27 protein-coding genes are annotated in these 23,987 nt (G+C 67.0%); 6 read left to right on the top strand and 21 right to left on the bottom strand.

From position 1 onward, the window contains the following. From GWI72_RS13780 to GWI72_RS13805, 6 genes are all read left to right on the top strand, one after another. Entirely contained in the window at positions 1-948 is a 948-nt protein-coding gene (locus tag GWI72_RS13780) for a flagellar motor switch protein FliM (protein ID WP_161676787.1), read from the top strand. Continuing rightward, the gene (locus GWI72_RS13785) at positions 929-1,456 is read left to right on the top strand and encodes a hypothetical protein (protein ID WP_161708959.1); all 528 of its coding nucleotides are present in this window, start codon (positions 929-931) and stop codon (positions 1,454-1,456) included. The genes GWI72_RS13780 and GWI72_RS13785 overlap by 20 nt, the downstream gene beginning before the upstream one ends. A 113-nt stretch (positions 1,457-1,569) precedes the next feature. Continuing rightward, entirely contained in the window at positions 1,570-1,845 is a 276-nt protein-coding gene (fliN, locus tag GWI72_RS13790; protein ID WP_371328666.1) for a flagellar motor switch protein FliN, read from the top strand. Between the two features lie 24 nt (positions 1,846-1,869). Further along, entirely contained in the window at positions 1,870-2,904 is a 1,035-nt protein-coding gene (locus GWI72_RS13795; protein WP_161676790.1) for a flagellar motor switch protein FliG, read from the top strand. Positions 2,905-2,984: 80 nt separating this feature from the next. Then, positions 2,985-4,061 carry a flagellar biosynthesis protein FlhB gene (gene flhB / locus GWI72_RS13800; RefSeq protein WP_161676791.1) on the top strand — a complete coding sequence of 359 codons (1,077 nt, stop codon included), beginning with the start codon at positions 2,985-2,987 and terminating at the stop codon, positions 4,059-4,061. After that, on the top strand, positions 4,061-4,540 hold the full coding sequence (locus GWI72_RS13805; RefSeq protein WP_161676792.1) for a hypothetical protein: 480 nt from the start codon (positions 4,061-4,063) through the stop codon (positions 4,538-4,540). The genes flhB and GWI72_RS13805 overlap by 1 nt, the downstream gene beginning before the upstream one ends. Positions 4,541-4,689: 149 nt before the next feature. Here GWI72_RS13805 and GWI72_RS13810 read toward each other — a convergent pair whose 3' ends face one another. The 21 genes from GWI72_RS13810 to GWI72_RS13910 all read right to left on the bottom strand — a co-directional run bounded on the left by GWI72_RS13810 (position 4,690) and on the right by GWI72_RS13910 (position 23,935). Next, positions 4,690-5,019 carry a YnfA family protein gene (locus GWI72_RS13810; protein ID WP_161708960.1) on the bottom strand — a complete coding sequence of 110 codons (330 nt, stop codon included), beginning with the start codon at positions 5,017-5,019 and terminating at the stop codon, positions 4,690-4,692. A gap of 365 nt (positions 5,020-5,384) precedes the next feature. Continuing rightward, complete coding sequence (locus GWI72_RS13815) at positions 5,385-5,840, bottom strand: hypothetical protein (protein WP_161676794.1); 456 nt, start codon at positions 5,838-5,840, stop codon at positions 5,385-5,387. Continuing rightward, the gene (locus tag GWI72_RS13820) at positions 5,837-6,256 is read right to left on the bottom strand and encodes a hypothetical protein (RefSeq protein WP_161676795.1); all 420 of its coding nucleotides are present in this window, start codon (positions 6,254-6,256) and stop codon (positions 5,837-5,839) included. The genes GWI72_RS13815 and GWI72_RS13820 overlap by 4 nt, the downstream gene beginning before the upstream one ends. Further along, positions 6,253-6,735 carry a rod-binding protein gene (locus tag GWI72_RS13825; RefSeq protein ID WP_161708961.1) on the bottom strand — a complete coding sequence of 161 codons (483 nt, stop codon included), beginning with the start codon at positions 6,733-6,735 and terminating at the stop codon, positions 6,253-6,255. Before GWI72_RS13825 ends, GWI72_RS13820 begins: the two co-directional genes overlap by 4 nt. A gap of 44 nt (positions 6,736-6,779) precedes the next feature. Then, on the bottom strand, positions 6,780-7,217 hold the full coding sequence (locus tag GWI72_RS13830) for a flagellar biosynthesis protein R (RefSeq protein WP_161708962.1): 438 nt from the start codon (positions 7,215-7,217) through the stop codon (positions 6,780-6,782). 7 nt (positions 7,218-7,224) lie between these two features. Continuing rightward, positions 7,225-7,998, bottom strand: a complete 774-nt coding sequence (gene fliR / locus GWI72_RS13835; RefSeq protein ID WP_161708963.1) for a flagellar biosynthesis protein FliR — start codon at positions 7,996-7,998, stop codon at positions 7,225-7,227. 2 nt (positions 7,999-8,000) lie between these two features. After that, positions 8,001-10,091: a flagellar biosynthesis protein FlhA gene (gene flhA / locus GWI72_RS13840; RefSeq protein ID WP_161676799.1), complete on the bottom strand. Its 2,091-nt coding sequence runs from the start codon at positions 10,089-10,091 to the stop codon at positions 8,001-8,003. Between the two features lie 225 nt (positions 10,092-10,316). Continuing rightward, entirely contained in the window at positions 10,317-10,583 is a 267-nt protein-coding gene (locus GWI72_RS13845) for a flagellar biosynthetic protein FliQ (RefSeq protein ID WP_161676800.1), read from the bottom strand. Between the two features lie 2 nt (positions 10,584-10,585). Further along, a complete protein-coding gene (gene flgD / locus GWI72_RS13850) occupies positions 10,586-11,026 on the bottom strand; it encodes a flagellar hook assembly protein FlgD (RefSeq protein ID WP_161708964.1) in 441 nt (146 codons plus the stop codon). Between the two features lie 12 nt (positions 11,027-11,038). Continuing rightward, a complete protein-coding gene (flbT, locus tag GWI72_RS13855) occupies positions 11,039-11,461 on the bottom strand; it encodes a flagellar biosynthesis repressor FlbT (RefSeq protein WP_161676802.1) in 423 nt (140 codons plus the stop codon). A gap of 5 nt (positions 11,462-11,466) precedes the next feature. Then, the gene (flaF, locus tag GWI72_RS13860; RefSeq protein WP_161676803.1) at positions 11,467-11,817 is read right to left on the bottom strand and encodes a flagellar biosynthesis regulator FlaF; all 351 of its coding nucleotides are present in this window, start codon (positions 11,815-11,817) and stop codon (positions 11,467-11,469) included. A 55-nt stretch (positions 11,818-11,872) separates the two neighbouring features. Continuing rightward, positions 11,873-12,922, bottom strand: a complete 1,050-nt coding sequence (locus tag GWI72_RS13865) for a flagellar hook-associated family protein (RefSeq protein WP_161708965.1) — start codon at positions 12,920-12,922, stop codon at positions 11,873-11,875. A 4-nt stretch (positions 12,923-12,926) separates the two neighbouring features. Beyond that, a complete protein-coding gene (gene flgK / locus GWI72_RS13870) occupies positions 12,927-14,417 on the bottom strand; it encodes a flagellar hook-associated protein FlgK (protein WP_161676805.1) in 1,491 nt (496 codons plus the stop codon). Positions 14,418-14,443: 26 nt separating this feature from the next. Next, positions 14,444-15,718, bottom strand: a complete 1,275-nt coding sequence (locus GWI72_RS13875; RefSeq protein WP_161708966.1) for a flagellar hook protein FlgE — start codon at positions 15,716-15,718, stop codon at positions 14,444-14,446. A gap of 173 nt (positions 15,719-15,891) precedes the next feature. Next, a complete protein-coding gene (locus GWI72_RS13880) occupies positions 15,892-16,482 on the bottom strand; it encodes a transglycosylase SLT domain-containing protein (RefSeq protein ID WP_208995856.1) in 591 nt (196 codons plus the stop codon). After that, the gene (gene fliK, locus GWI72_RS13885) at positions 16,430-17,749 is read right to left on the bottom strand and encodes a flagellar hook-length control protein FliK (protein WP_209000113.1); all 1,320 of its coding nucleotides are present in this window, start codon (positions 17,747-17,749) and stop codon (positions 16,430-16,432) included. Before fliK ends, GWI72_RS13880 begins: the two co-directional genes overlap by 53 nt. Beyond that, on the bottom strand, positions 17,739-19,109 hold the full coding sequence (locus GWI72_RS13890) for a chemotaxis protein (protein WP_161708968.1): 1,371 nt from the start codon (positions 19,107-19,109) through the stop codon (positions 17,739-17,741). Before GWI72_RS13890 ends, fliK begins: the two co-directional genes overlap by 11 nt. Then, the gene (locus GWI72_RS13895) at positions 19,106-20,569 is read right to left on the bottom strand and encodes a MotB family protein (protein ID WP_161708969.1); all 1,464 of its coding nucleotides are present in this window, start codon (positions 20,567-20,569) and stop codon (positions 19,106-19,108) included. The genes GWI72_RS13890 and GWI72_RS13895 overlap by 4 nt, the downstream gene beginning before the upstream one ends. Continuing rightward, positions 20,566-21,210, bottom strand: a complete 645-nt coding sequence (locus GWI72_RS13900; protein ID WP_161708970.1) for a hypothetical protein — start codon at positions 21,208-21,210, stop codon at positions 20,566-20,568. The genes GWI72_RS13895 and GWI72_RS13900 overlap by 4 nt, the downstream gene beginning before the upstream one ends. Continuing rightward, the gene (fliF, locus tag GWI72_RS13905; RefSeq protein ID WP_161676811.1) at positions 21,210-22,850 is read right to left on the bottom strand and encodes a flagellar basal-body MS-ring/collar protein FliF; all 1,641 of its coding nucleotides are present in this window, start codon (positions 22,848-22,850) and stop codon (positions 21,210-21,212) included. The genes GWI72_RS13900 and fliF overlap by 1 nt, the downstream gene beginning before the upstream one ends. 167 nt (positions 22,851-23,017) lie before the next feature. Next, positions 23,018-23,935, bottom strand: a complete 918-nt coding sequence (locus GWI72_RS13910; protein ID WP_161676812.1) for a flagellin N-terminal helical domain-containing protein — start codon at positions 23,933-23,935, stop codon at positions 23,018-23,020. Between the last annotated feature and the right edge of the window lie 52 nt (positions 23,936-23,987).

Below are 23,987 nucleotides of genomic sequence, written 5' to 3' on the forward strand. Positions count from 1 at the left end.
ATGCTCGACACCGCCGCCACCGCCTACCAGACCGAACGGGCCCAGATCACCGACCGGCTTCTCGATGCCGCAGGCATCTCGGTCGACCGCCTGCCGATGCTGCCGGTCCTGTTCGACCGCATGGCCCGGGTCTTCGCCGACGCCATGCGCCAGAAGTCGGCGTCGCCCTCCTACATCTCCGTGTCGAACATCGACAACGAGCGGATCGGCGACGTGCTGGATGTCTACGAGTCCAATGCGCTTGTCGCGGTGCTCTACTCGCCGGAACTCGACACGCGCATGCTGATCGGCTTCGACCGGGACTTCATCTTCACGATGATCGACGTCCTGTTCGGCGCCGACGGCACCGAGCCGCCGGTGGACGAAGAGCGTCCGTTCTCCTCGATCGAGACGCGCATTGCCCGCTCCGTGTTCGACGTCGCGGCCAAGGCCCTGGCGGAATCCTTCAGCCCGATCGCCGAGACGACGCTGAAGATCGAGCGGGTCGAGAGCCGCATGGACTTCGCCATCATCGGCCGGCGCAACAACCCGGCCGTGGTCGCGCGCCTGCTGCTGCAGGCCATCGGCCGGGGCGGCGAGATCTTCGTCGTCATGCCGCATTCGACGCTGAACCCGCTGCGCCAGAAGCTGTCCCAGGTCCTGTCGGGCGAGATGTCGACGCGTGACCGGCAGTGGACGCAGCACTTCCAGACCGAGATCCAGCGCACCGAGGTGAAGCTGCAGGCGGTGCTGGAAGAGCGCGAGATGAGCCTCGGCGACATCGCCAATCTGCGGGTCGGGCAGATCATCGAGCTGCAGGCGACGCCGCGCAGCCCGGTGAAGCTGGAGTGCAACCAGCAGCCGATCTTCAACTGCCGCCTCGGGCAACTGGACGGCTCCTACACGCTTCAGGTCGAGGACCTGATCCATCTGGAAAAGGATATCGTCGATGATCTCCTATCTCGTTGATGCGGTGCTGCTGATCGCGCTGGCGATCACCAGCGTCAAGATGGTGACCATGTACCGCGAGCTGCGGCGCCTGGGCTCCTATCATACGGACTACCAGCGGATTTTCGACCAGACCGCGCTGGCGCTCGACGGCATCGAGGTCTCGATCCAGGAGCTCAACGTGCGCGGCTCGCAGGTGCTGAACGCCCTCGGCTCGCGCATGGACGACGCCCGCGAGCTGATCGCGGAAATCGACGGCCTGATCCGCGAGGCGAAGCGGCAGCAGTCCGTGCTCAAGGCAGAGCTGAAGCAGCTGTCGGCGGAGCTGGCCGTCCGCCCCTCGGCCGGGCAGTTCACCCCCTCCGACAGCGAGCCCGCCGGCCACGCCGGCAAGGAGGCACCGCGCCGCCATGACCCGCTGCTGGCTGGCCAGGCCCAGCCGACCGAGATGCGCGTCCACCGCATCGACGACATGCAGACCGGCCCGTTCCGTTCCGTTTCCATGCACCGCAAGGATGACCTGACATGAGCAAGATTACCGAGACCTTCGACAGCGCCGGCGTGAAGTCGGCAAGCCAGGCGGACTTCGCCAAGGTGGAGAGCGCCGAGCGCAAGGGGCCGAAACTGGCCCAGGAAGACCTGATGGGCGACGAGCGCAACCTCGACACGATCCTCGGAATTCCGGTGAACATCCAGGTCGTGCTGGGTTCGGCAACGATGCTGGTGGCCAACCTGCTCAAGCTCGGCCGCGGCGCCGTGATCCCGCTCAACCACCGCGTCGGCGAGCCGGTCGACATCGTGGTCAACGGCCGCGTCGTGGCGCGGGGCGAGGTGGTGGTCGTGGAAGACGACAACTCCCGCTTCGGCGTCTCCCTGACGGAAATCATCAGCGCCCAGAACAGCCTGCTCGACGCGTAAGCGCACGAGGAAAGACCGAGGCTCATGACCGCGAGTTTGTCCATGACCAACATGCTGCCGACCCGCGCCCTGAAGGGCACGCAGAAGGTGGCGGCCCTGCTCCTGGCGCTTGGCAAGCCAAGCTCCAAGCGGCTGCTGCAGCACTTCGACCAGGAGGAAATCCGCATGATCACGGTGGCTGCCGCGCAGCTCGGCACCGTGGCGGCGGAGGAACTGGACCGGCTGGCCGAAGACTTCATCACCCAGTTCTCCAACGGCACGACCCTCTTCGGCACGGCCAACGAGGTGGAGAAGATGCTGGAGGGCGTGCTGCCGGAGGATCAGGTGGCCGACATCATGTCGGATGTGCTGGGCAACTCGAACCGGTCGATCTGGGACCGGATCACCAGCGTGTCCGAAACGGTGCTGGCCAACTACCTGATGAAGGAGCATCCGCAGACGGCCGCGCTGATCCTGTCCAAGATCCGGCCCAGCGCGGCAGCCAAGGTGCTGAGCCAGTTGCCGGCACCGCTGCGCAACCAGCTGATGCGGCGGATGCTGTCGATCAAGGCGATCGTGCAGGAAATCATGCGGGATGTCGAAAAGACCCTGCACGAGGACTTCATGCTCAACCTGTCGGGCAGCATGGAAGCGGATTCCTACGCCCGCATGGCGGACATCCTCAACAAGATGGACCGCGACCACATGGAGGAAGCGCTGTCGAGCCTGACGGAAGCACGGCCGAAGTCGGCCGAGCTGCTCAAGGGCCTGCTCTTCACCTTCGATGACATCATCAACCTCAGCTCGCGGACGCGGATGGCGATCTTCGACCAGATCCCGACCGACCGGATCGTCATGGCGCTCAAGGGCACCGACCGGACCTTCCGCGAGGTGCTGCTGTCGTCCCTGACCTCGCGCACGCGGCGCATCGTCGAGCATGAACTGGCCAGCGGCGAGCCGGCCAGCCAGCGCGACGTGCTGCAGGCGCGGTCGACCATCACCGACCTGGCGCTGGAAATGGCCGGGCGGGGCGAGATCGAGCTCAATCCGAAGCAGGAGGAAACCGCGTTCTTCCGCTGACGGGCACCTGCAATGCCGGCGTCGTCTGAGGGAGACCGCCGGCCGGAACAGACGGTTCTCCCTCCAATCCGGGCGAACGCATGTCGGACCAGGAAGACAAGGACTCAAAGACAGAAGAGCCGACCGAGAAGAAGATCCGGGACGCGATCGACAAGGGCAACATCCCCGCTTCCAAGGAAGCCTCGGTGCTGGCCATGTTTCTCGCCGTCCTGCTGATCGGAAGCTTCGTGACCATTGACGGCGTCAAGCGCCTGATGGCGGGCCTCGCCGGCTTGATCGACAACGCAGGAGGATACAGTCTTGGAAATGGTTCAGACGCGATCCTACTCTCGCACAGCCTCGGGCTTCAGGTCGGCGTGTTCCTGGCCCCGATGGTCGCCATCCTCATGGTTGCCGGCCTCGCCGCCTCCTTCCTGCAGAATGCCCCGCGCATGGTGCTGGACCGGATCGAGCCGCAGCTCTCGCGCATATCCGTGTTCAAGGGCTTCGAGCGGATGTTCGGCGCCCACGGCATGGTCGAGTTCCTCAAGGCTGTCTTCAAGTTTGGCGCCATCAGTCTCGTGGCGTTCCTCCTGCTCAGATCCAATGCGGACGGGCTGGTGAACGCCATGTTTACCGACCCCTCCGCCCTGCCCGAGACCATCCTTCATCTGTCGATGAAGCTGTTGTCGGGCATCTGCATCGCCACGATCCTGCTGGTCGCCCTTGATCTCGTCTGGGCCCGCATGCACTGGCGGCAGAACCTGAAGATGAGCCGGCAGGAACTGAAGGACGAATTCAAGCAGTCCGAAGGCGATCCGCTGGTCAAGGCCCGGCAGCGGTCCATCGCCCGCGACCGGGCGCGCAACCGGATGATGTCCGCCGTGCCCCAGGCCACGGTCGTCATCGCCAACCCGACCCATTTCGCGGTGGCCCTGCGCTACGACCGTGACGAGAGCGCGGCGCCGGTCGTGGTCGCCAAGGGGCAGGACCTGATCGCGCTCAAGATCCGTCAGATCGCGGAGGACAACAACATCCCGGTGATCGAGAACAGGGAGCTCGCCCGCGCACTCTACGCCAGCACCGAACTGGAACGCATGATCCCGCCGCAGTTTTATCGCATGGTTGCGGAAATCATCTCTTACGTGTATTCGCGCAAGACAGTAAAGGTCGTGTGATGCACGAATGGTATGAAGGCCGCATGATGCAAAAAGGCTCCTCCAGCCCGATGACCCACCTCGCAGGTGCCGGACAGGTACGTGAGGAGATGCTTGCCCATGCGGTCAGCGACGTAGCGGAAGAGCTGAGGCTCGTCGATGTGGTCGACTACATCGCCTTCGTGCGGACCGAAAAGCACGCCAACATCTCCGATCTGGTGAAGTCCTCGACGGAACTGTTCTTCAAGAACGAGACCTTGCGCTACGGCCTCGGCGCCCAGGTGGAGCTGGACTGGGACACAACGCCCAGCGTGCGGCTCGACCTGGAGTTCCGCAACAAGGGCGTGTGGGTCTATTTTGGCCTGACGCTCGATGCCCGCGGATCGGCGGTCGACATCCATCACGTGGAATTTGCCGATCCCTCGGAGGATCCGGAGGAAAACACCCGCCGGCTCGGTGAGGCCCTCGCCGACGCCCGCCTCCGCCCGCTGGCCTCCTGACACCGGCCGCGTGGCCGGACAGGGAGCAGGTCTCCGCCCCGCCGCGGCGCCGATCGGCACGACACCTCCCCACAGCCATGCAAGGCCCCTCCGGTGCCCGCGCCGGAGGGGTTTTTCATGACCTGCGCCAGGGCATGCCCTCCAGGCCCCTAGGCCCCGGGACGCGGCGCGGCAAGAACCACAAGCGCACCGGCAAGAATGAGACCGCTTCCGATCAGGTCGAAGCGGTCCGGCCGCACGCCCTCGATAGCCCACATCCAGACGAGCGACGCGATCACATAAACCCCGCCATAGGCGGCAAAGACCCGTCCGGCCGCCGGCGCCTCGATCAGGGCCAGCAAGGCGGCGAAGACGGTCAGGCTTGCCAGCGCCGGCAGCAGCCACAGCCAGGACTGCCCCAGCCGCCACCACATCCAGACGAAGTAGCAGCCGGCGATCTCGCAGAGAGCAGCGGCGGCATAGACAAGAGCAACTTTCAAGGGAGGCTGCCTTCTGCTGCCGGGTGGTGGTGCATCGACCTTGCCATGCGCCCCGGGGTCCTGGCCAGCCTAGCAGTTGGGCAGTTGGCAGGTGGGCAGGTAGCAGGGCCGGGTCGCAGGTCAGGACCGTTCAGGCGCCCATGATGACCGGCAAGCGAGGCCTCCCGAAACGTGTCCGGGGACGTTGCAGGACAGAAAAAGCCGCCGTCCGGCAAGGACGGCGGCAGGAGCCGTCGCGGGGAGCGCGGCAGGGCAAGGCCGGCAGACGGGCTGCGGAGTGCCCGGAGGGCTTGGGAAAAGGGGGAACAGGGGGGGGGGGACGGGAGCCGGCCATGTCGCCGGAGGCGGACGGGAAGCCGGGCCCCTCAATGCGAGACGACGTCTTCCTTGGCGAAGTAGTTGAATTCCTCGACAAGGATTTCCTGGATCAGGTCGCTGCCGATGCGGGCGTTGACCGTCTCGCGGACGCGCGCCTTCATGCGGTCGAGGTCATAGCGCTCGAGACGGCGGAAATTCAGGGTTTCGTCGGCATAGAGCAGGCGGAAGGCCTCGTCGACGATGAAGGGATGCGGCGGCACCTGCACATCCTGCAGCGCGTCCCGGTCGGCGGTGAAGACGAGCTGGGCAACGACATAGCCCCTGAGCGCGCCATCCTCGAGGATCGGCACGTTGATCGGCCGCAGGCGCTCGTAGTCCAGCCCGCCCAGCGAGGCAGCCTCCCCGGCGCCCGCCGGCTTGTGGGTGAGGTAATAGACCGCGCCGAAGCTCGAGGCGAGCGTGGCGAGACACATCCAGAGACCGACCGCGATCAGCCGCATCATGGCCGCCACCCCGCGATCTGGGCGCCATAGGTGCCATCAGATTCCGCCTCGATCATCGCACGCGAGATGACGTCGGCGATCTCGCGCACGGCATCCAGATGCTTTTCCAGGAGGGTCATGTTGGCATCGAGCGCCGCGCGCAGGCGCGCCAGCTCCTCGGCAACCGGCGTGTCCCGCAGACCGTCGATGCCGGCGGGAATGAGACCGCGACTGGCGCGGGTCAGCTCCAGCAGGGCCTGGCTCTTGCGGTGCTCGTAGGCGCGCAGGTCGACGCCCGCCTGCTCGCGCAGGGCAAGGGTCTCCGCCTCGACGACGGCATGGGCCTTGGCGATGGCCGCAACCAGCGTGGTGACGACAGGCGCAGGGCTGCGTTCGACGGCCAGGGGGCCGGAAAGATGGTCGGCAGTCTCGGTCATGCGCTTGCCTTCAGGGTGGAGTTGACGAAGCCGGCAATGCCGATGCCGCCGCGCGCTGCGATCTGGGTGCTGATCTGCTCGGCCAGCATCGACTTCCACATGCTGCCGGCCATGCCGGCGCCATAGACCGAGGCGGCATCATCCGGCATCATTCCGTCCACGAACTGCTGCAGGATCATGGCCTCGAACTTCTGCGCCGGTGACAGGCTGCCATTGGCAACGGCGGTGGCGTTGAGCATCGCCACGCGCGAAGGACCGCCGCCGCCCGGCAGGGCGGAGACATCGGCCGGCCCCGCGTCGCCAGCGGCTGCCGCGTCCAGCGCCTCGGAAAACAGGCCCTCATCGACGCCGGATGCGGCTCCGGGCATGGCAGCCGCATAGGACAGGCGTTCGAGCCTGGCCGCCGCCAGGCGCGCCGTTCCCGGATCGGCGGCCCGGGCGACGTCAAGAACAAGATCGGTTGGTGGCGCGATCGCCATGAACACACTCCTGTGTCGCGGAACGGAACGGGACGGGTCGTCCCTCAGGCTTCCCTGGCCTTGGACGGTAGATCGTCCAGCTTGTGAGAGGCTTGCGTTTCGGCCGCGATGTGCCGCTCGATGATCTCGGCAAGACGGCGGCTTTCCTGGGCCTGGTGCTCCAGTTGCCGCACGGTGGCGAGGCGACGTTCCGTGACCTTGAGCATGCGGCCCTGCCGCGCCATTTCCGCCTCGACCTTCTCGCGCGCGGTGGCGAGCTGCGCCTGCTCCTCGGCAATGGTCTTGAGCCGCTGCGAGGCATTGCGGATGAAGCGGTCTTGCAGGGCAAGCTCGCCCTCCGACAGCGCCTTCAGCACACGCTCCTGGCGTTCGGCGAGCTGCTCGTCCTGCCGGTCGAGATTGACCAGCATCCAGGCGGACAGCTGGTGGATCTGCCGTTGCAGTTTCAGGATGCGCCCGATTTCCTTGGCGTTCTTGGACATGATGGCCTCAACTGAATTTTAGCCAGGTGACGTAGCCGTCGAGGAACAGAAGCATCGCCTCGTCCATGACGATGAAGAGGAAGTACAACCCGCCCGCGATCACGAAGGGCATGGCGATGAAATAGACCGGGATCTGCGGCGTCAGCTTGTTCGCCAGACCGAGAGCGAAGTTGACGACCACGGCATAGATCAAGAACGGGCTGCCGATGCGCAGGGCCAGCAGGAAGGTGTTGGCCAGCTGGTCCGTCAGCCTGATCAGCCCGCTCTGCACGTCGAGGCCGGCGCCCGGCGGGATCGCGCTGTAGCTGTCGGCCAGCGCCCGGATCAGCTCCCAGTGCTGGTTGGTGATGAACACGAGCGCCGTTGCCGTCAGGGTCATGAGGCTTGCCATCGGCGGCAGGACCTCGTTGCCTTCCACCGCCATGCCCGGCATCGCCGTCAGGCCGATGCTCATGGCCGCGAGATTGCCGATCGTCTCCAGCGCGGCGATGAAGGCCCGCCCCAGCAGCCCGAGAAGGCCGCCGACGAACAGCTCCGCCAGGATCATCCGGACCAGCGTTGCGAGGCTCTGGTCCGGCATCGCCGCCTGCACCGACGGGAGCAGCAGCGGGGCCAGCGCCAGCGTGACGGCAACCGCCACCATCAGGCGGATGCGCACCGGAATGCGATCGCTGCCGAAGCCGGGAATGATCATCAGGCAAGCCCCGATCCGGCAGAACAGCAGGAAGACGGCCAGCACCACCTCCGATCCGAAACGGGCCAGGAGCATCTCCGCCAGCATGGTCAGGAAATGCTGCCGATGGTGGCGACATCGGTGCCTCGCGCGATTTCCAGATGCGACAGCACCGGGAGGGTCGGGAACATCCGCTCGACGATCATCCGCACATAGGGCCGGGCCTCGGGCGCCGCCACGATGGCGAACCGCTTGCCGCTGGTCATGTGGGTCTTCACGGCCGCCGACATCTGGGTGCCGAACTCCTCCACCAGCTGCGGCTCGATGTCGAACTCGATCACCTCGCCCTTGCTGTCACGCTTCATGCTCTGGTGAAAGGCCAGATCCCAGCGGTTGCCCAGCCGCAGGATGTTGAGCGGTCCGCCTTCGGCCAGGTCGCCGCAGATCTGCTGGGCAATGCGCATGCGCACATGTTCCACCACCTGTTCGGAGCGGCGCACATGCGGAACGATCTCGGCGACCGCTTCCAGGATCAGGTGCAGGTTGCGGATCGACACGCGCTCCGACAGCAGCAGCTTCAGCACCGCCTGCAGGCCGGAGAACGAGATGTGCGACGGGCAGATGTCGTCGATCAGCTTGCGGTATTCCGGGTCAAGCCGGTCAAGCAGGTTGCGCATGTCCTTGTAGGAGAGGAGCTGCGGCAGGTTGTTGCGGATCACCTCGGACAGATGGGTCAGGATCACCGTGTTGTTGTCCGCCGGCACGAGACCGTCGCGCTTCAGTTCCTCCTGATAGGCCATCGGCACCCAGTAGGCCGGCATGCCGAAGGCCGGTTCGCGCGTCGGCTCGCCCAGCAGCGGCAAGGTCTGGTCATCGCCGGTCATCACCAGAAGTTCGCCGACCTTCAGCTCCTGCATGGCGACCACGGTGCCGTGGATGCGGATCTGGTAGGTCTTCGGGTCGAGGCTCAGGCTGTCGGAGACGCGGATGTCGGGAACGACGAAGCCGTACTGCTCGGCGAACTTGCGGCGCATCTTGCCGACGCGACGGGCCAGCTCGTTGTGACCGACGAGAAGCTGCGAGGCGACCTGCTTGCCAAGGCAGAGTTCGATCTCGGCCGTCTTCAGCGATTCCTTGACGGATTCCCGGCTGTCGCGCTTGGCCTTGGCCTCGTTGGCCTCCGCCACGGCCCTTGCCATCTTTTCCTCCTCCGCGCGCTTCCGGGGGATGGAGTAGCCGATGTAGGCCATGAGACCGCCGAGCAGGGCGAAAGGAATGGTCGGCAGACCGGGCATCAGGGCGAAGATGCCCATCAGCACGGCAGCCACCATCAGGGCGCGGGGATAGGCCGCGAGCTGATTGAGCACCGCCGTCTCGGCCGCACCGCGCGTGCCGCCCTTGGAGACGAGCAGGCCGGCCGCCAGCGAGACGATCAGGGCCGGGATCTGCGACACCAGGCCGTCACCGACCGACAGCTTGACGAAGACGTCGCCGGCTTCGCCCAGCGACATGTCGTGGCGGGTGACGCCGATCACGATCCCGCCGAAGATGTTGACCGCCGTGATGATCAGGCCGGCGATGGCATCGCCGCGAACGAACTTCGAGGCACCGTCCATGGCACCGAAGAAGGAGCTTTCCTCCTCCAGCTCGCGGCGGCGGCGCTGCGCCTCCTTGTCGTCGATCAGACCGGCCGAGAGGTCGGCGTCAATGGCCATCTGCTTGCCCGGGATCGCGTCCAGGGTGAAGCGGGCCCCGACCTCGGCGATGCGGGTGGCGCCCTTGGTGATCACGATGAAGTTCACCGTGATCAGGATCGCAAAGACGATCAGGCCGATGACGAAGTCGCCGCCCATGACGAAGTTCGAGAAGCCGTTGATGATGTGGCCCGCCGCCTCGACGCCCTCGTGCCCGTCCGAGAGGATGACGCGCGTCGTGGCGATGTTGAGCGCCAGGCGCAGCATCGTCGAGATCAGCAGGATCGTCGGAAAGGACGAGAAGTCGAGCGGCTTCTGGATCCACAGCGCAACCATCAGGATCAGCACGGACAGGGCAATGGACAGCGCCAGCCCGAGGTCGATCAGGAAGGTCGGGATCGGAAGGAACAGCACCGCCAGGATGAGGGCGATGCCGACGGCAAAGCCGATGTCGCGGCGGCTTCCGGAAGGGGTCTGGCCCGTGGCCGTGAATGCAGTGTCGGACATGCCTCATCTCGGTTCGAGGGATCGCTGCCTCACTATCGGCGGTGAAGCTTGCGCGGGCATGGAGGGGGGCAGAGAGGCCGCAAGTGCCGGTGCCGCAGGCCGCGCGATGCGGTTCCCCTTGCGCCCCGGGACAGGACGGGCCGGCGCGGGACGGAACGGGGTGCGGCGGGGAAGCGTCGACGCGTGCCGGAACGGGTTGCCCGCAGGCGAGCGGGCCCCCCTCGATCAGAACCCGGTTTCGATGCGGCCGTAGACGAGGGCGGTCAGGGTGTAGATCTGTGACCCGATGAAAGGCGCGGCGACGATGATCATCACGAGGATGACGAGGATTTTCGGGATGAAGGTCAGCGTGACCTCCTGCACCTGCGTCAGGGCCTGCAGCAGGGCAATGACGATGCCGACGATCATCGCCGGCACGACCGCAGGGGCCGAGGCCACGATGATCGCCCAGATCGCGTTGCGCACGAGGTCGATGGCGTCCGCCTCGTTCATGATCAGGAGATCTTCACGCCGGGCCCGAGGCGGACCTTCTTGCCGGTGTCGAGGGCCAGCAGGGTGCCGTCGCTGTAGACCTCGACGGAGGCCACCTTGCCCGTGACATTCGTCGCCGTGTCCGTCACCGTGCGGCCGATCATGTCATCGACCTGGCCGAAGGACAGGTTGGTCAGCAGTGATTCCAGCTTGGAGTTGGTCTTGATGGCCTGCTCGACCTGGGAGAAGCTGGCGAGCTGGGCAAGCTGCTGCGTCGCATCCACCGGCTGGGTCGGGTCCTGGTTCTTCATCTGCGCCAGCATCAGCTGCAGGAAGGCGTTGTAGTCGAGCGTCAGCTGTTCCTTGGCGGCCGCTGTCGTCTTTCCGGTCGTGGAGCTGCCCGACGGGCCAGCCGGCTGGGCAGTCTGTGTCACCGGCACGGCGGTGGCTTGGGTCACGGTCATCGAACTCTCTCCTCAGGCAGCCACGATCGTGCCGGCGCGCGCAGCGTCGGGGACCTTTCCCGACATGATGGCAGCCTCGATCGGATACAGGGACCGGATGGTCTTGAGCGCGTCGAACAGGCGGTCCTCGCCCATCAGGCCCTCGACCTCGTCGAGACCCTCGACGATGCTCCGGTTGGAAAAGGTCTTGCGGGTGGAGGCGATCAGGATCTCGGCCAGGTCGCGGGCATGCGCGGCGGCGACCGGATCCATGAGCATCGACTGCAGCACGAAATAGATCTGCCGCAGCGGTGTGGTGGTGTCCTGTGCCTGCAGCACGTGGCTTTCCAGCAGGAACACCGCGTTGTTCATCAGTTCGAGGCTGGTCTTGCGATCGACGCGCAGGACCGCGCCGTTGATGTAGATCCGTTCACCGGCTTTCAGGGCAATATGCATGGGCGTCACCGTGCCAGACTGTCGCGGATGATGATGTTGATCTCGATGAGGGCATCGAGACTGTCGGTTTCCTGACGGCGGATGCGTTCCAGTTCCTTGATGACCCAGATGCCGATGGAAATCAGATCGGCGCGGATCTCGACCGGCAGCTCGTTGGTCTCCTCGGCGAGGTTGTCGATGAAGAAGCTCCACAGACGGCGGGTGTTGTAGATGGCCTCGATCGCCTCGCGGGACCGCGGTCCCATCTCCCGGGCCCGCTCGAGCTGGCCGATGACGATGTCCATCGCTTCCCGCTCTTCGGCGCGCTGGTCGCGGCCATAGTCGTCAATCGCCTCGGCGTAGGAAAAATTGTACATGGCACCTCACTTGCGGCGGCCTGCCTCCTGCCGAAGGCCAGGGGCCGACGCGGGATCAAAGGAAGTTCAGGATGCTGAGTTTCTGCAGCCGGGAGCTGACGGCGTAGGTCGTCTCCAGCTGGGTGATCGCCGTGTTGAGCCGGATCGCCGTCTCCTCCTTGTTGACCAGCTCAAGCTCGTTGATGCGCGTGTTGAGGATGGTGGTCTGCACGTCGAGGCGGTCGCTGGCCGCCTTGACGCGCGACTGCGCAAGCCCGACCTCGCCCTTCAGCGTCGTGATGCCGACGACGGCCTCGCCGAGCAGCGAGGCGGCCTTGTCGACGATGGTCTTGAAGGTCTGGTGCCCCAGCCGGTCCGCGCCGAGGTCGGCCACCATCGTCAGGGCCGCGGCCACCTTGCGCAGGCCCTGCTCGTTGGCGCTGACCGAGCTGTCCAGGCTCTCGGCCGGGGAGATCTGGCTGGTCATGGTCTGATTGGTGGCGCTCGACCAGCTGGTGCCCCACTGCGGATCGGCAAACAGCGCCGCGAAGGGACCATTGAGGAAGGCGTCCATGGCCGCCGGCGTGATCGTGGACACGGCCGGATCGCCCTGGGAGAAGCCGAAGGCGCCCAGGAAGGCGGCATCGACGGCGGTCTTGTTGGCGCCGGGGGGCGTGCCGAAATAGTCCTGCACCGGCTTGCTGTCGGTGTTGATGCCCGAGAACAGGTAGGTCCCGCCAAGCTGGGTGTTGAGGCGCGCGATGACGAGCTTGAGCCCGCCTTCGGCGCTGCTCCTGGCCACTGAGGCCGCTCCGGCCGTGTCGCGCACGCCGACGAGGGTGGCCAGCGTGTCCTGCGTGGTGGTGAGGATGTCCTTCAGGGCTGCCTGCGTCACGTCGAGGCGGGAGGCAGCGAGCGCGTTGGTGTCGATGAGCGCATCGAGGCGGGTGTGCTCGGAGCGCAGGTTGACAGCCTCGCCCGAGCGGGCGCCCAGGTCGAGACCGATGTCGGCCTTGCGTCCGGACGACATCTCGATCTGCAGCCGGGCGAGGTTCGCCGTCTGGCTCTGGAGCTGCGTCCGCGAGGAATTGAGCAGCGTGAAGGTGGAGACAAAGGTCGTTTTCATCGGTTTACCTCGCAGCGGAAAGCAGGTCGTCGAGCATGCGGTCGACTGCCGAGATCAGCTTGGCGGCAGCGCCATAGGCCCGTTCGATGTCGAGCAGCAGGGTCATTTCCTGGTCGAGATTGACACCCGTGGCGTTGGAGAGGGCGTCCGCCGTCCGGGTGACGATCACCGACTGCACCTCCACATCTGCCGCAGAAGACTTGCGCGCAGCTTGCAGCCAGCTCACGGAGGAGCCGGCAAAGCCCTTCAGCGTGTCGGTGGGATCGAGGCCGACACCCGCGTCGAAGACGCGCGCGGCGTTCATCGCGGCGGCATAGTCCTGGATGCGGGACGAGAAGCCGGCGTTGTTGGCCGGGTTGTAGTCATAGTCAGGGTTCAGCGGATCGGAGATGCCGCCGTCGCGCAGGCGCTCCAGACTGCCGCCCTGGTCCGGATCGGCATTGGCGTTGATGCGGATGTCGCCGGCGAGCCCCTTCGACAGCGTCGCCGTCGCCGGCAGTGCCGGGCCGCCGGAGTAGGTGAAGAGGCCGGCGAGGTCCGGTCCGCCACCACCGGACTGGTCCTTCTCGGCAAAGGCCTCGATCAGACCGCGCGCAACCTCGTCGAGCTGGCTCTGGTAGGTCACGGCCGTCTGGTCGCGCAGCTCGGTCAGGCCATGCAGGCGACCGCTGCCGATCGGCATGATCGCGTTCGGACCGGTGACGGCAACGCCGTCGACAAAGATCGCGTTGCCGGTCGTGGTCGCGTTGTAGGTGTTGGTCGGCGCAAAGCTGACGGCGCGGGCCGTGGTCTCGAACAGCGTCACACCGCTGTCGGTGTAGACGACGACGCCGCCATCCGGCTGGGCCAGGGTGGAGATGCCGATTTCCTCCGACAGCGACAAGAGCGCCTTGTCACGGGCGTCCAGCGCGTCCGTCACGTCCGCACCGGACTGGGTGCCCCGGACGATCACGCCGTTGAGACGCTCGACCTGGCCAAGAAGCTCGTTGATGCGACCGACGGAGGTGTTGATGTCGGCATCAGCCCCGGCGCGAATGCCCTGGACGATGCCGGTGTACTCGTTGAGGAGCCGCACCGTATCCTTGGCGGCGCCGAGCATCGTCTGGGCGAGGATGGCGTTGCCCGGGTCCGAGGCGTAGTTCTGGATGGCCGTCTCCAGCGTGCCGAGCTGGGCGGCGGGGGAGCGCTTCAGCTGCGTGTCGCCAACAGTCTGCTCCAGCCTGGACAGGCCGGCCGCCACCGCATCCTGCGAGGTGGCGCGGGCGGTGGAGCGCAGCAGCGAGGCATAGAGCGCGCTGTCGGTCGAGCGGCGGATGCCGTCGACACGGACGCCCCCGGGATGGCCACCTTCGTTGACCACCGTGCTCAGCATGACGGTCTTGCGCGAATAGCCGGCCTCCTGGGCGCCGGTGATGTTGCGCGAGGTGGTGGCCGTTTCGGTCTGTCGGGCGGCGAGCGCCGATTGGGCGACCTTGAGGGCTACGGAGAGGCTCATGGATCAGTTCCTTGCGGCAGAGCCCGTCAGCGGACGAGGTTGACGAGTTCCTCGAGCAGGTCGGAGCCCGCACGGAAGACCTTGGAGTTGGCGGTGTAGGCCCGCTGCGACTCGATCATCGAGGTCAGCTCTGTGGCCAGGTCGACGTTGGAATCCTCCAGAGCCCCGACAACCACGCTGCCGAGCCCGCCCTCGCCCGGGAAGCCGACACGGATGTCGCCCGAGTTGTTGGACTGGGTGTAGATGTTGCCCGACAGCGCCGTGAGCTTGTCCGGCGCCGGCACGTCGGCCAGCGGGATGCGGAAGATCTCGCGGCGGGCTCCGTTGGAATAGACCGCGCTGAGGATCCCCTCCTCGTTGAACTCCACCGTTTCGACCGAGCTCGGCGCGTTGCCGTTGGCCTCGACCCTGGCAACCGAGAAGCCGGCCGCAAGGGAGGTCGAGCCGGACAGGTCCATGTTGAAGGTGCCGCCGTTCGGAACCGTGATGGCGATGTCCTTCGGGCTGGCGGCCGTCAGCTGGCCGGTGGTGCGGCTGTAGGTCAGGGTCTGGGTGGACAGGGCGGGACCGCTGTAGGGGAAGCCGCCGCCGGGACCTGCCTCGGCCGCGTTGTAGATCGCCACTTCCCACGTGGAGTCCGTCGCTGTCTGGGCGGTCTTGGAATAGAAGACGTCGAGTTTCACCTGGTTGCCGAGATTGTCGAACATGACGACGGAGGTCTTGGCGGAGAAGGTGGCCGTAGCGGCGTTGGCGGAGGGAAGGTTCGCCGGCGGCACGATGGTCGCCCCCTCGGGGACGTTGGTCCACAGGGTGGCCGAGCTGGTCGGCGTGGCTTCCAGCTTGTTCTGCGAGACGTTGACATCAACCAGGCCGCCAAGCCCGTTGGCGACCGGCGTTGCCGCAACGCCGCCGGTGATCGGATAGCCCTGCAGCGTGAAGCCGGCGGTGTTGACGAGGTAGCCTTCCTTGTCGATGACGAAGGCTCCGGCGCGGGTGAGCGACTGGGTGCCGTCCCGGTCGGCGACCACGAAGAAGCCGTTGCCGTCGATGGCAAGGTTCAGCGCGGAGGTCGTGTAGCTGAGCGATCCCTGCTGCGAGATGGCCCGCACCGTATTGGCCTGGACGCCGCCGGAATTGTAGGTGCCGGCCCCTTGCGACAGCACCATCGAGGTGAACTCGGACGCGGCGCGCTTGTAGCCCGTGGTGTTGGAGTTGGCGATGTTGTCGGCCACCGTGCCGAGCTTGCTCGACTGGGCATTCATGCCGGACACGCCGGTGCGCATTACGCCATACAGACTCATGGAACGTCTCCCGTTGCCAAACCTTCTGGAGACATTCAACGCGGTCAAACTTGCGCGAAGCTGTTGGTTCGCACAAGCAGAGTAGAGGTCACTTTTTTAATAAAATTTTAACTTTCAAATACAGAAAAAGTCCTTTCCGCACGACAGACCGGACTGCCGTGCGGAATTCTTTTTCAGCCGCAGAATTCCCTCGCCTGCGCCGTCCACTGACCGAAGCCGCTGGCCACCATGTTGGAAATGACCTTGCAGATGTAGCGTTTCTGGGCCGGGTTGTTGTTGGGGCCAGCATGGTAGCGGGCGACCGCCATGGTCCAGGTGCCTTGCCGGGCGTAAAGCTCGTTCAGGAAGCGCGCGGCGTAACGCACATTGGCGCGGGGTTCGAGCATGTGGGCAACCGAGCGGAACTTCTCGCCGTGGAAGTGATGGTTGATCTGCATGCAGCCGATGTCGATCAGCTTCTTGCCACGTGCCCGGGCGGCGATCACCTCTGCCTCGGCCGACCGGGCATCGGACAGGAACTTCGGCTCGCCCTCGATGTTGAGGGCATAGGGCGAGAGCGAGTTGCGGCGGCCGGTCTCCGTCAGGCCCACCGCATAGAGGACGCCAAGCGGAATGTTGTAGGCGCGCGCGGCGGCAGCCATCTCCCTCTCGCAGATCGCCTGTCCGGCGGCGGCCCGGGCCGTGGCCGGCCCGAACCCGCCAACGGTAAGGTCACAGATAGACAACACCGCTGCGATCGCCGCGATCTTCGCCCGTGACGCCATGACCAGGTCCTTCCGTTTCCCTCTGCCTGTCCTGCGGGCTCCGGCCGGAGCCCTCCTGCCCCTGACCCGATCCGTCGCGGGCAAAGGCTCCCTCGCGCCCGGCACCCGCATCTCCGTTCTGCGCCAGCCAGCCCGGTCCCTGCCCTTGCAGCGAGCCGTTGACCTGGAACAGCGGCCGGTCGTCGCTGGCCGCCTGGATGGTGATGCTGTCCGCCTTCTGCCCGACGGCACGCAGCATCTGGTCGAGCAGCTGCCGGTCGGTCTTCAGCAGCTCGACCGTGTCCGGGTTCTGGGCCGACAGCACGACCTCGACACTGTCGCCCATCAGCCGCAGCGCGACCTTCACGCTGCCAAGCTCCATCGGCTGCAGCTGGATCTCCAGAACCTTGACCATGGGTCCGTCAGCCCGTGCCGTGAAGGGCCCCGACACGAGCTGGCCCGGGGACGGCGGTGCGGGCGGGGGTTCGGCCAGTGCCTTGCTGATCGCCGCGCCGATCTGCTCGACCGGTGACAGGCGCAACGACGGCGCAAAATGCGTCTCCTCGCGCAGCACCCGGACCTCGCCGATCTCGGCGGTAACCGCCTGGCCGGCCCCCTGACCTGCAGGCCGGCCGGTGGCCGCATCCATGCGAACCTCTTCGGGAGCAACGGCGAAGCGGGCGAACAGGCCATCGTCATCCAGTCCGGAGAGCGCTCCGGCCGACGCAGGTGCGCCATTGGCCGGTGTCGAGCCCCCTGCCCCCTCCGCTCCGGCAGTGAGAGAGGGTGACGCTGCGGCCAGGAAGGGCAAGAGCCCGCCTGGCGGCAGACCGCCTGCGGCGGCTCCGGGGCCTGGCCCCGTTGCAGCGGCTGCGGTCGCCGGGGCGGCGCCAGCGCCGTTGCCCGGCGGAAGCGATCCGGTCAGACCGAGCATGCCGGCGAGATCCGGCATGCCCGCGTCGGCCGGCGCCTCGGACGGACCTGCCGGCGGCTGCGCCGGCGTGACCGATGAGGTGAGCAGACGCAGCCATGCTGCCGGGTCGGAGGCCGCATCCCCCGACACCGTGCCGGGATCGACCGCCGCTGCCGGTGCCGATGCATCGGCGGCATCGGCCGCGCCGGCCTTCGGCTGGCGCTGACCGGAGGCCGTGCCACGCTCGCGCGGTTGCGCCACATCGCGCAGCGCCTCCTCGAAACCCGTGCCCGGATCCTCCGCTGCCGTCTCGCTGCCGCGTGCCGACCCCAGCGGGGCCGCTGCCGCCAAGACCCCCGTCGTGCTAACCGCCATTCCGTCCCCCTTCCCGCGCCTGGTCCAGCATCTCGCCGGTCTCGCGCAACACGAATTCAGCCTCCCGCATCACGGGTCGCCGCCAGTCCGGATCGGCCGGCGCGTCGATCGAGGCATAGGCCCCGATGTCGCCGATGACCCCGTCCGGCGGGCTTGGCCAGTGACGGACATGGTTGAGCACGGCGTAGACGGCATCCATCAGCGCGAGGTCTTCCGGGGCGAGGGTCTTGCGATCGATCGACCACAGCAGTTCGCGGGTGGCCATCACATCGGCCGGGGCCAGCGACGAGGCGGCCGTGTAGAGCCGCAGGCGGACCTCATCCGGCGAGCCCTCCGCCACAAGCGGGCGGGTCCGCCCGGCCGCCATGCGGGCGATCTCGAGATTGCCCGACACCACCGCCTGGCGGGTCACGGCCATGTAGTACTGACGGCGGACAGGCACCTCGAACTCGGCCAGCAGGCCTTCGAGCAGGACGAAGCGTCGCTGATCGAGACCGAAGCCCAGCCCGTCCAGCGCCATGCCGAAGCGACGCTGGAAGTCGCCGGCATAGATCGAGCCCTTGAAGCGGCGAAGATACCGGATCGACAGGCTCTGGAAGCGGTCGATCTCGCCGAGCTTGCCGGCCAGGAACACCTCGCGCCGCAGCGCCGCCTCCTCGACCAGCGTGCCGGGCATGAGCAGGCGCGCGATGCCGAGGAGCCGCAGGGCCTCCTGCGGCTGGCCGGCCACCTCCAGTGCCGCCCGAACCAGCGCGACCTGGCCACCGAGATTGGGCGGCAGGTCCATCGGGTCGAACCGCGACAGCCGCCGGCGGGCCTCTTCCGCGTTGCCGTCGACATAGGCCAGGGCCCCGCGCAGCAGGTCATCCTCCACGGCCGGCGGCGGGGTCAGCGCGATGAGCTGCCGCACCACCTTCGGGTTGCCGCCGCTCAGGAGATAGATCACCGCAGCCCGGGCATTGCGCTGGTCGGCCCAGGTCTCCGGCGGGGCCGACAGGAACGCGTCCTGCATGCGCCCGAGCAGTGCCCGCTGGGCCACATGCGCCCGCGCATCGCCCTGGGCGACCTCCCCCTGCAGCGCCTGCAGCGTGCGCACCAGCTCGAACGGCTGGATGCCGCTCACGGGAACTGCAGGGACCGGAACCGGTCCCGAGGGAACCGCAGGCAGCGGCACGGCGCCCGGCAGCGGCTCGCCGCCCAGGGGGCCTCCCGCCGGCGTTTCTGCCAAGGCGTTGACCGGTGTGTTGTCCGGTGCCGCGCGCTCCGGTGCGGTCACACCGGCCCCGCTCCACAGGCTGCCAGCCAGGAGAAGCGCGGAAGCAGAGCACCATGTGCGTCGCCGGGTCATGCGCCGGGTCATGCGTTGTCCTCCAGGATGAAGATCTCGATGCGGCGATTGGACGGCGCCAGCGGATCCTCCGGCCGCTTGAGATCGCGGTCGGCATAGCCCTCGACACGGTCGATGCGTTCGGCGGCGACGCCGCCGCGCACCAGCATGTACAGCGCCATGTGCGCCCGGGCCGTGGACAGGCGCCAGTTGTCGTAGTCGCGGGACCGGAAGGGGCGCCCATCCGTATGGCCGCGGATGACGATCCGGCCGTCCTTGCCGGCGAGCACGCCGCCGATCCGCTCCATCAGCTTGACCAGCTCGCCGCGCGGCTCGGCCGAACCGACCGCAAACATGCCGAAGTCCTGGTCATCGGTGAGGCTGATGAGCACGCCGGAGCCCTGCTGCACCACCTCGACATGGCTGGCCGCCGCGCCGAGCGCCGTGCCCTCGACCCCGCGCATCGCGCGGGTCAGATCCTCGGCCAGCTGGCGCGCGGCCGCAGCGGACGCGTCGGATGCCCCGGCCGCAGAGGCCGTCGGGGCCGTGGAGGCCGGCTGTGCGGCGTCGGCCTGTTCCGCGCCACGGAGGACCGACGGGTCATGAGGCCGGTCTGCGGACGAGGCGACGGGGGCGACGGGGGCAACGACCGCTGTGACGGCAGCAGCCGGCAGCTGACCGGCATCCGGACCGGTGCCGGACCGGGCCTCGGCCACGTTCTCCGGGCCGGCCTGGCCAGACTGGTCGACGCCGGTTGCCGCTGGCCGGGCCGGCGCGTCGCCAGCCGTGGCCGTCTCCGGCGCCTTGAAGCTCGACGCGCCGGCAACAACCTCGCCCGAGATGTCGTTCGCGGCGCCACCCTGCTGTGCGGCCGTTTCGCGGCCCGGCAGGAACTGCCAGTACATCGGATCGAAGGGATCGCGGAAGGCTTCACCGCCCTGCGCACCTTCCTGGCGCTGGGTGCCCAGCCCGCGCGTTTCGGGGGCCGCACCTTCGCCGGGCGTCAGCGTGACGCTGTCGGCCAGCTGGTCGAGCACGGCATAGGGGTCGCGGAACAGGGCAGCCTCGGTGTGGGTCGGCTCGAACTCGCCCAGCCCGCGCCTGGCAGGACTGTCCGCCGCGGCCGGCGACAGCGTCGTCATGTCCTGGCCATTGGCCGCGCCGGGCCGGCCGTCGGGGTCGGGCGGAGAGTTCATGATCACATCGATCTCGGCCGGCTTGCCCTGCTCGGGCCCCGGCATTTCCTGATCGTTCAGGCCCTTGCGGGTCTGGGTGGTCGAGGACAGCTTGACCGGATTGAAGTACTGCGCAACGCCCCGGCGCACGCTGTCGTCGGTGACGTTGATGAGCCACATCACCAGGAAGAAGGCCATCATCGCGGTCATGAAGTCGGCGAAGGCGATCTTCCAGACGCCGTTCTTCACCTGCTCGCTGTCGAGCGACGCCCGCCGGCGGACAATGACGATCTCGTTGGGCTGGAGATCCGCGCTCATTCCATCTGCTCCCGCGCGCTGCGGACCCGGCCAAGCCAGTCCGCGATCTGGGTTTCAATCACCGTGTCCTCGAGATTGGCGCGGACTTCCGGCCCCGGACCCGGCACCAGGGCAACGCGCTCGGCCATCGGACCGAGACCGCGTTCGACCAGTGCCAAAAGGTCCGGCGGACCGACAACCTCGACCGGACGCCGGTCGTTGCCACCGCCGGTCATCACCTCGCCAAGGGCAGCGCGGAAGTGGCTGACCGCCCGCTCCAGAACAAGCTGCTCGACGAAGGGGGCGAGGATACGGGCCACCGTGTCGGCCAGCCGCAGTTCCAGGCCATCCAGCGCGGCGGAAAGGGTCCGTCCGAGCCGGTCCGCCTCGTCCAGCTGGTGCCGGGCCCGGGCTGCCTCGATCTCCGAGCGCAGGGCGGTGACACGGGCCTCGAGGTCCTCCTCCGCCTCGAGCCGGGCCTCCTGGCGCCCCGCCCGGACGCCCCGGGCATATTCGGCGGCAAGACGCTCCTCGAGCGTGGGCTCCGGCTGGCGGTCCTCGCCGATGATCACGTCGGCAATGAGCACGTCATCCTTGCTGAGGCGGGGAAAATGCCCGGCGGCAAACTCCGGGATATGGGCCGCGATGGAGCGGACAGTCATCACACGCGCTCCGCTTCATAGAGCCACTGCTTGAGGATCGCGGCCGACTGTTCCTCGTCGAGCTCGAGCAGCGATTCCAGCTTCTTGATCGAGGACTGGTTGATCTTGTTGGTCATGTCGGCCAGCAGGGCCGTATGGTCCGGGGCCGCGAGGGCGCGCGGTTCGGCGAACTGCTGGGCCAGCTGCTCGGCCTCGCCCGTCATCGACAGTTCGGCGATCTCCGCCGGACGCTCGGTGCGCTGCGGCAGGAGCACGGCCAGGGCCGGACGCAGGCCGAACCAGATCAGCAGACCGGCCACCGTCATGATCGCGACGGCGTTGATGACATTGCCGGACTGGCGCAGCAGCAACTCGGTGATGGACAGCGGCGGCGTCGGAGCAAGGTCGCCGGCCCCCTCGAAGAAGTCGACAACCGAGACCTTGATGTTGTCGCCCCGCTCCGCGCTGACCCCGGCCGAGGACGCCACCAGCTGCTCGATCTCGGTGAGCTGTTCGCGCAAGGCGGTCTCGTCGGGCGAACCGCCGAGAGAATCGGCCAGACGCGCGCGATCGACCAGCACGGCGATCGACAGACGCTCGACCGAATAGCCTTCCTGCGAGGTCTCGATGGTCTTGGATGAAATCTCGTAGTTGACCGTTTCCTCGCGGCGCTGGTTTTCCTCCGACGAGCGCTCGCCATTCTGCGCCTCGACCGTCGCCTCGGGCAGGTTCTGCTCGACGGTGGTCGGTGTCTCGGTGCTGGCGTTCTGGGACGTCTCGTTCTGCCGGACCGTGCGGACGGACCGCTCGGTGCGGGTCTCGGGATCGAAGACGGTCTCGGAAATCCGCCGCTTGTCGGTGTTGAGGTCGGCGGCAACGCTGACCTGGAAATGGTCGAGACCGAGATAGGGCGTCAGGGTCTTGCGGATGTTCTCCTGGATGCGGCTGGATACGGCCGCCTCCAGGGTTGCCATCTGGCCGGCCGAGGCATTGGCCGGATCCTGGCCGCTGGCGAGCAGGCTGCCCGAGGTATCGAGCACGGTGACCTTGTCCGGCGTCATGCCCGGCACGGAGGCCGCGACGAGGTGGCGGATGGCATCGGCGGTGCGGGAGTCGTTCGGGGCATCGGACCGGATGACGACCGAGGCCGACGGGGGCTGCTGGTCCCGCCGGAAGGAGGCCTTTTCGGGCATGACGATGTGGACGCGCGCGGCCCGGACATCCTGCATCAGCTGGATCGTGCGGGCCAGCTCACCCTCGATCGCGCGCAGGCGCGTCACCTCCTGCATGAAGGAGGTGAGACCGAGCGAGCCCAGATCGTCGAAGAGCTCGTAGCCGGAGCTGCCGCCGCGCGGCAGGCCGCGCTCGGCCAGCAACATGCGGGCCCGGGGAGCGGAGCCGGTGCTGACCATCACGGCCGTGCCGTCGGAGCTGACATCGTAGGGGATGCCGGCATCCTGCAGCGCCGAGCCGATGCGGTTGACATCGTCGCCCTGCAGGCCGGTGTAGAGGGCCGTCATCTGCGGACGGCTCAGATAGTAGGCGCCCAGACCAACGGTCAGGACGGTCGCGAGTCCGATGAAGGCCAGCGCGATGAGGCGCTTCATGCCCAGTTCCATCAGATTGGCCAAGAGTTTTTCGGCGTGTTCACGGCCCGGCATTCCATACCCCTGTGCTCGTTCGGTCAGAACATGACTGCGACTATCGCGGGGCTGGCTGGCGCGAGGCTTGCGGCATGCCTCCGGCGGACTGCCGTTCCGGAAAACGAAAGGGGCCGCGTCCTTGCGGACGCGGCCCCATCGAGATCCCGGCCGTGCGGCCGAAGGTCTTAGCGGAAGAGCGACAGGATGTTCTGGCTGCTCGAGTTGGCGATCGACAGGGCCTGGATGCCGAGCTGCTGCTGGGTCTGGAGAGCCTGCAGACGGGTCGATTCCTTGCTCATGTCGGCGTCAACCAGCTGGCCGACGCCACGGTCGATCGCATCGGTGAGGGCGCTGGCGAAGTCCTTCTGCAGGTCAACGCGCTTCTTCACCGAACCCAGCAGGGTTGCTGCGTCCGTGATGTCACCAAGGGCCTGGTCCACGATGGAGATCTGGTTCTCCAGGGTGGTCAGGTCAGCGGCAGCGTCGGTCAGGGCCGAGATGTTGATGGTCGACACCTTCGCGGTGGTGCCACCAACGGTGCGGTCCCGGTCGAGAATGCCGGACTGGTCGGCGCTGTCGTACAGCTCGGTCTGGGTGATGTCGATCGCGATCGTGTCGATGGTGATCGCACCGGCAGAGCGGGTGAACGAGCCGACAACCGTCTTGGTGCCGTTGTAGGAGGCAGCGCCGGAGTTCACCGACAGCCAGTTCTCGCCGTTGAACACGGACGAGTCGGCAATCGTCTGAAGCTGGCCCTGCAGCTCGGTGATGTCGGACTGGATCTTGCCGCGGTCAACGCCCGGCTGGCGGGCGGCGACGAGCTTGGCCTTGATCTCGTTAACGACATCAACGGTCTTGTCCATGGCCGTGTACATGACGTCCACCGTCGCGGCGCCGAGGCCCAGGGCGTCCTTCACTGCGGAAAGAGCCATGTTGTCGGACCGCATGGTGGTCGCGATCGACCAGTAGGCGGCGTTGTCTTCGGCCGAGGCCACGCGGTAGCCGGTGGAGATGCGGTTCTGCACCTGTGCCATCGACTTGTTGGTGGCGTTCAGCGTCTGGAGCGCCGTCATGGCGGAGGCGTTGGTCATCAAGCTGGACATGATTAGTCCCTTTCATGTTGGAAGATCTTGAAGGGGACATACCGGACTTGCA

The organism is Pannonibacter sp. XCT-53 (assembly GCF_009915765.1).
In the GTDB taxonomy this organism is placed as follows: Bacteria; Pseudomonadota; Alphaproteobacteria; order Rhizobiales; family Stappiaceae; genus Pannonibacter; species Pannonibacter tanglangensis.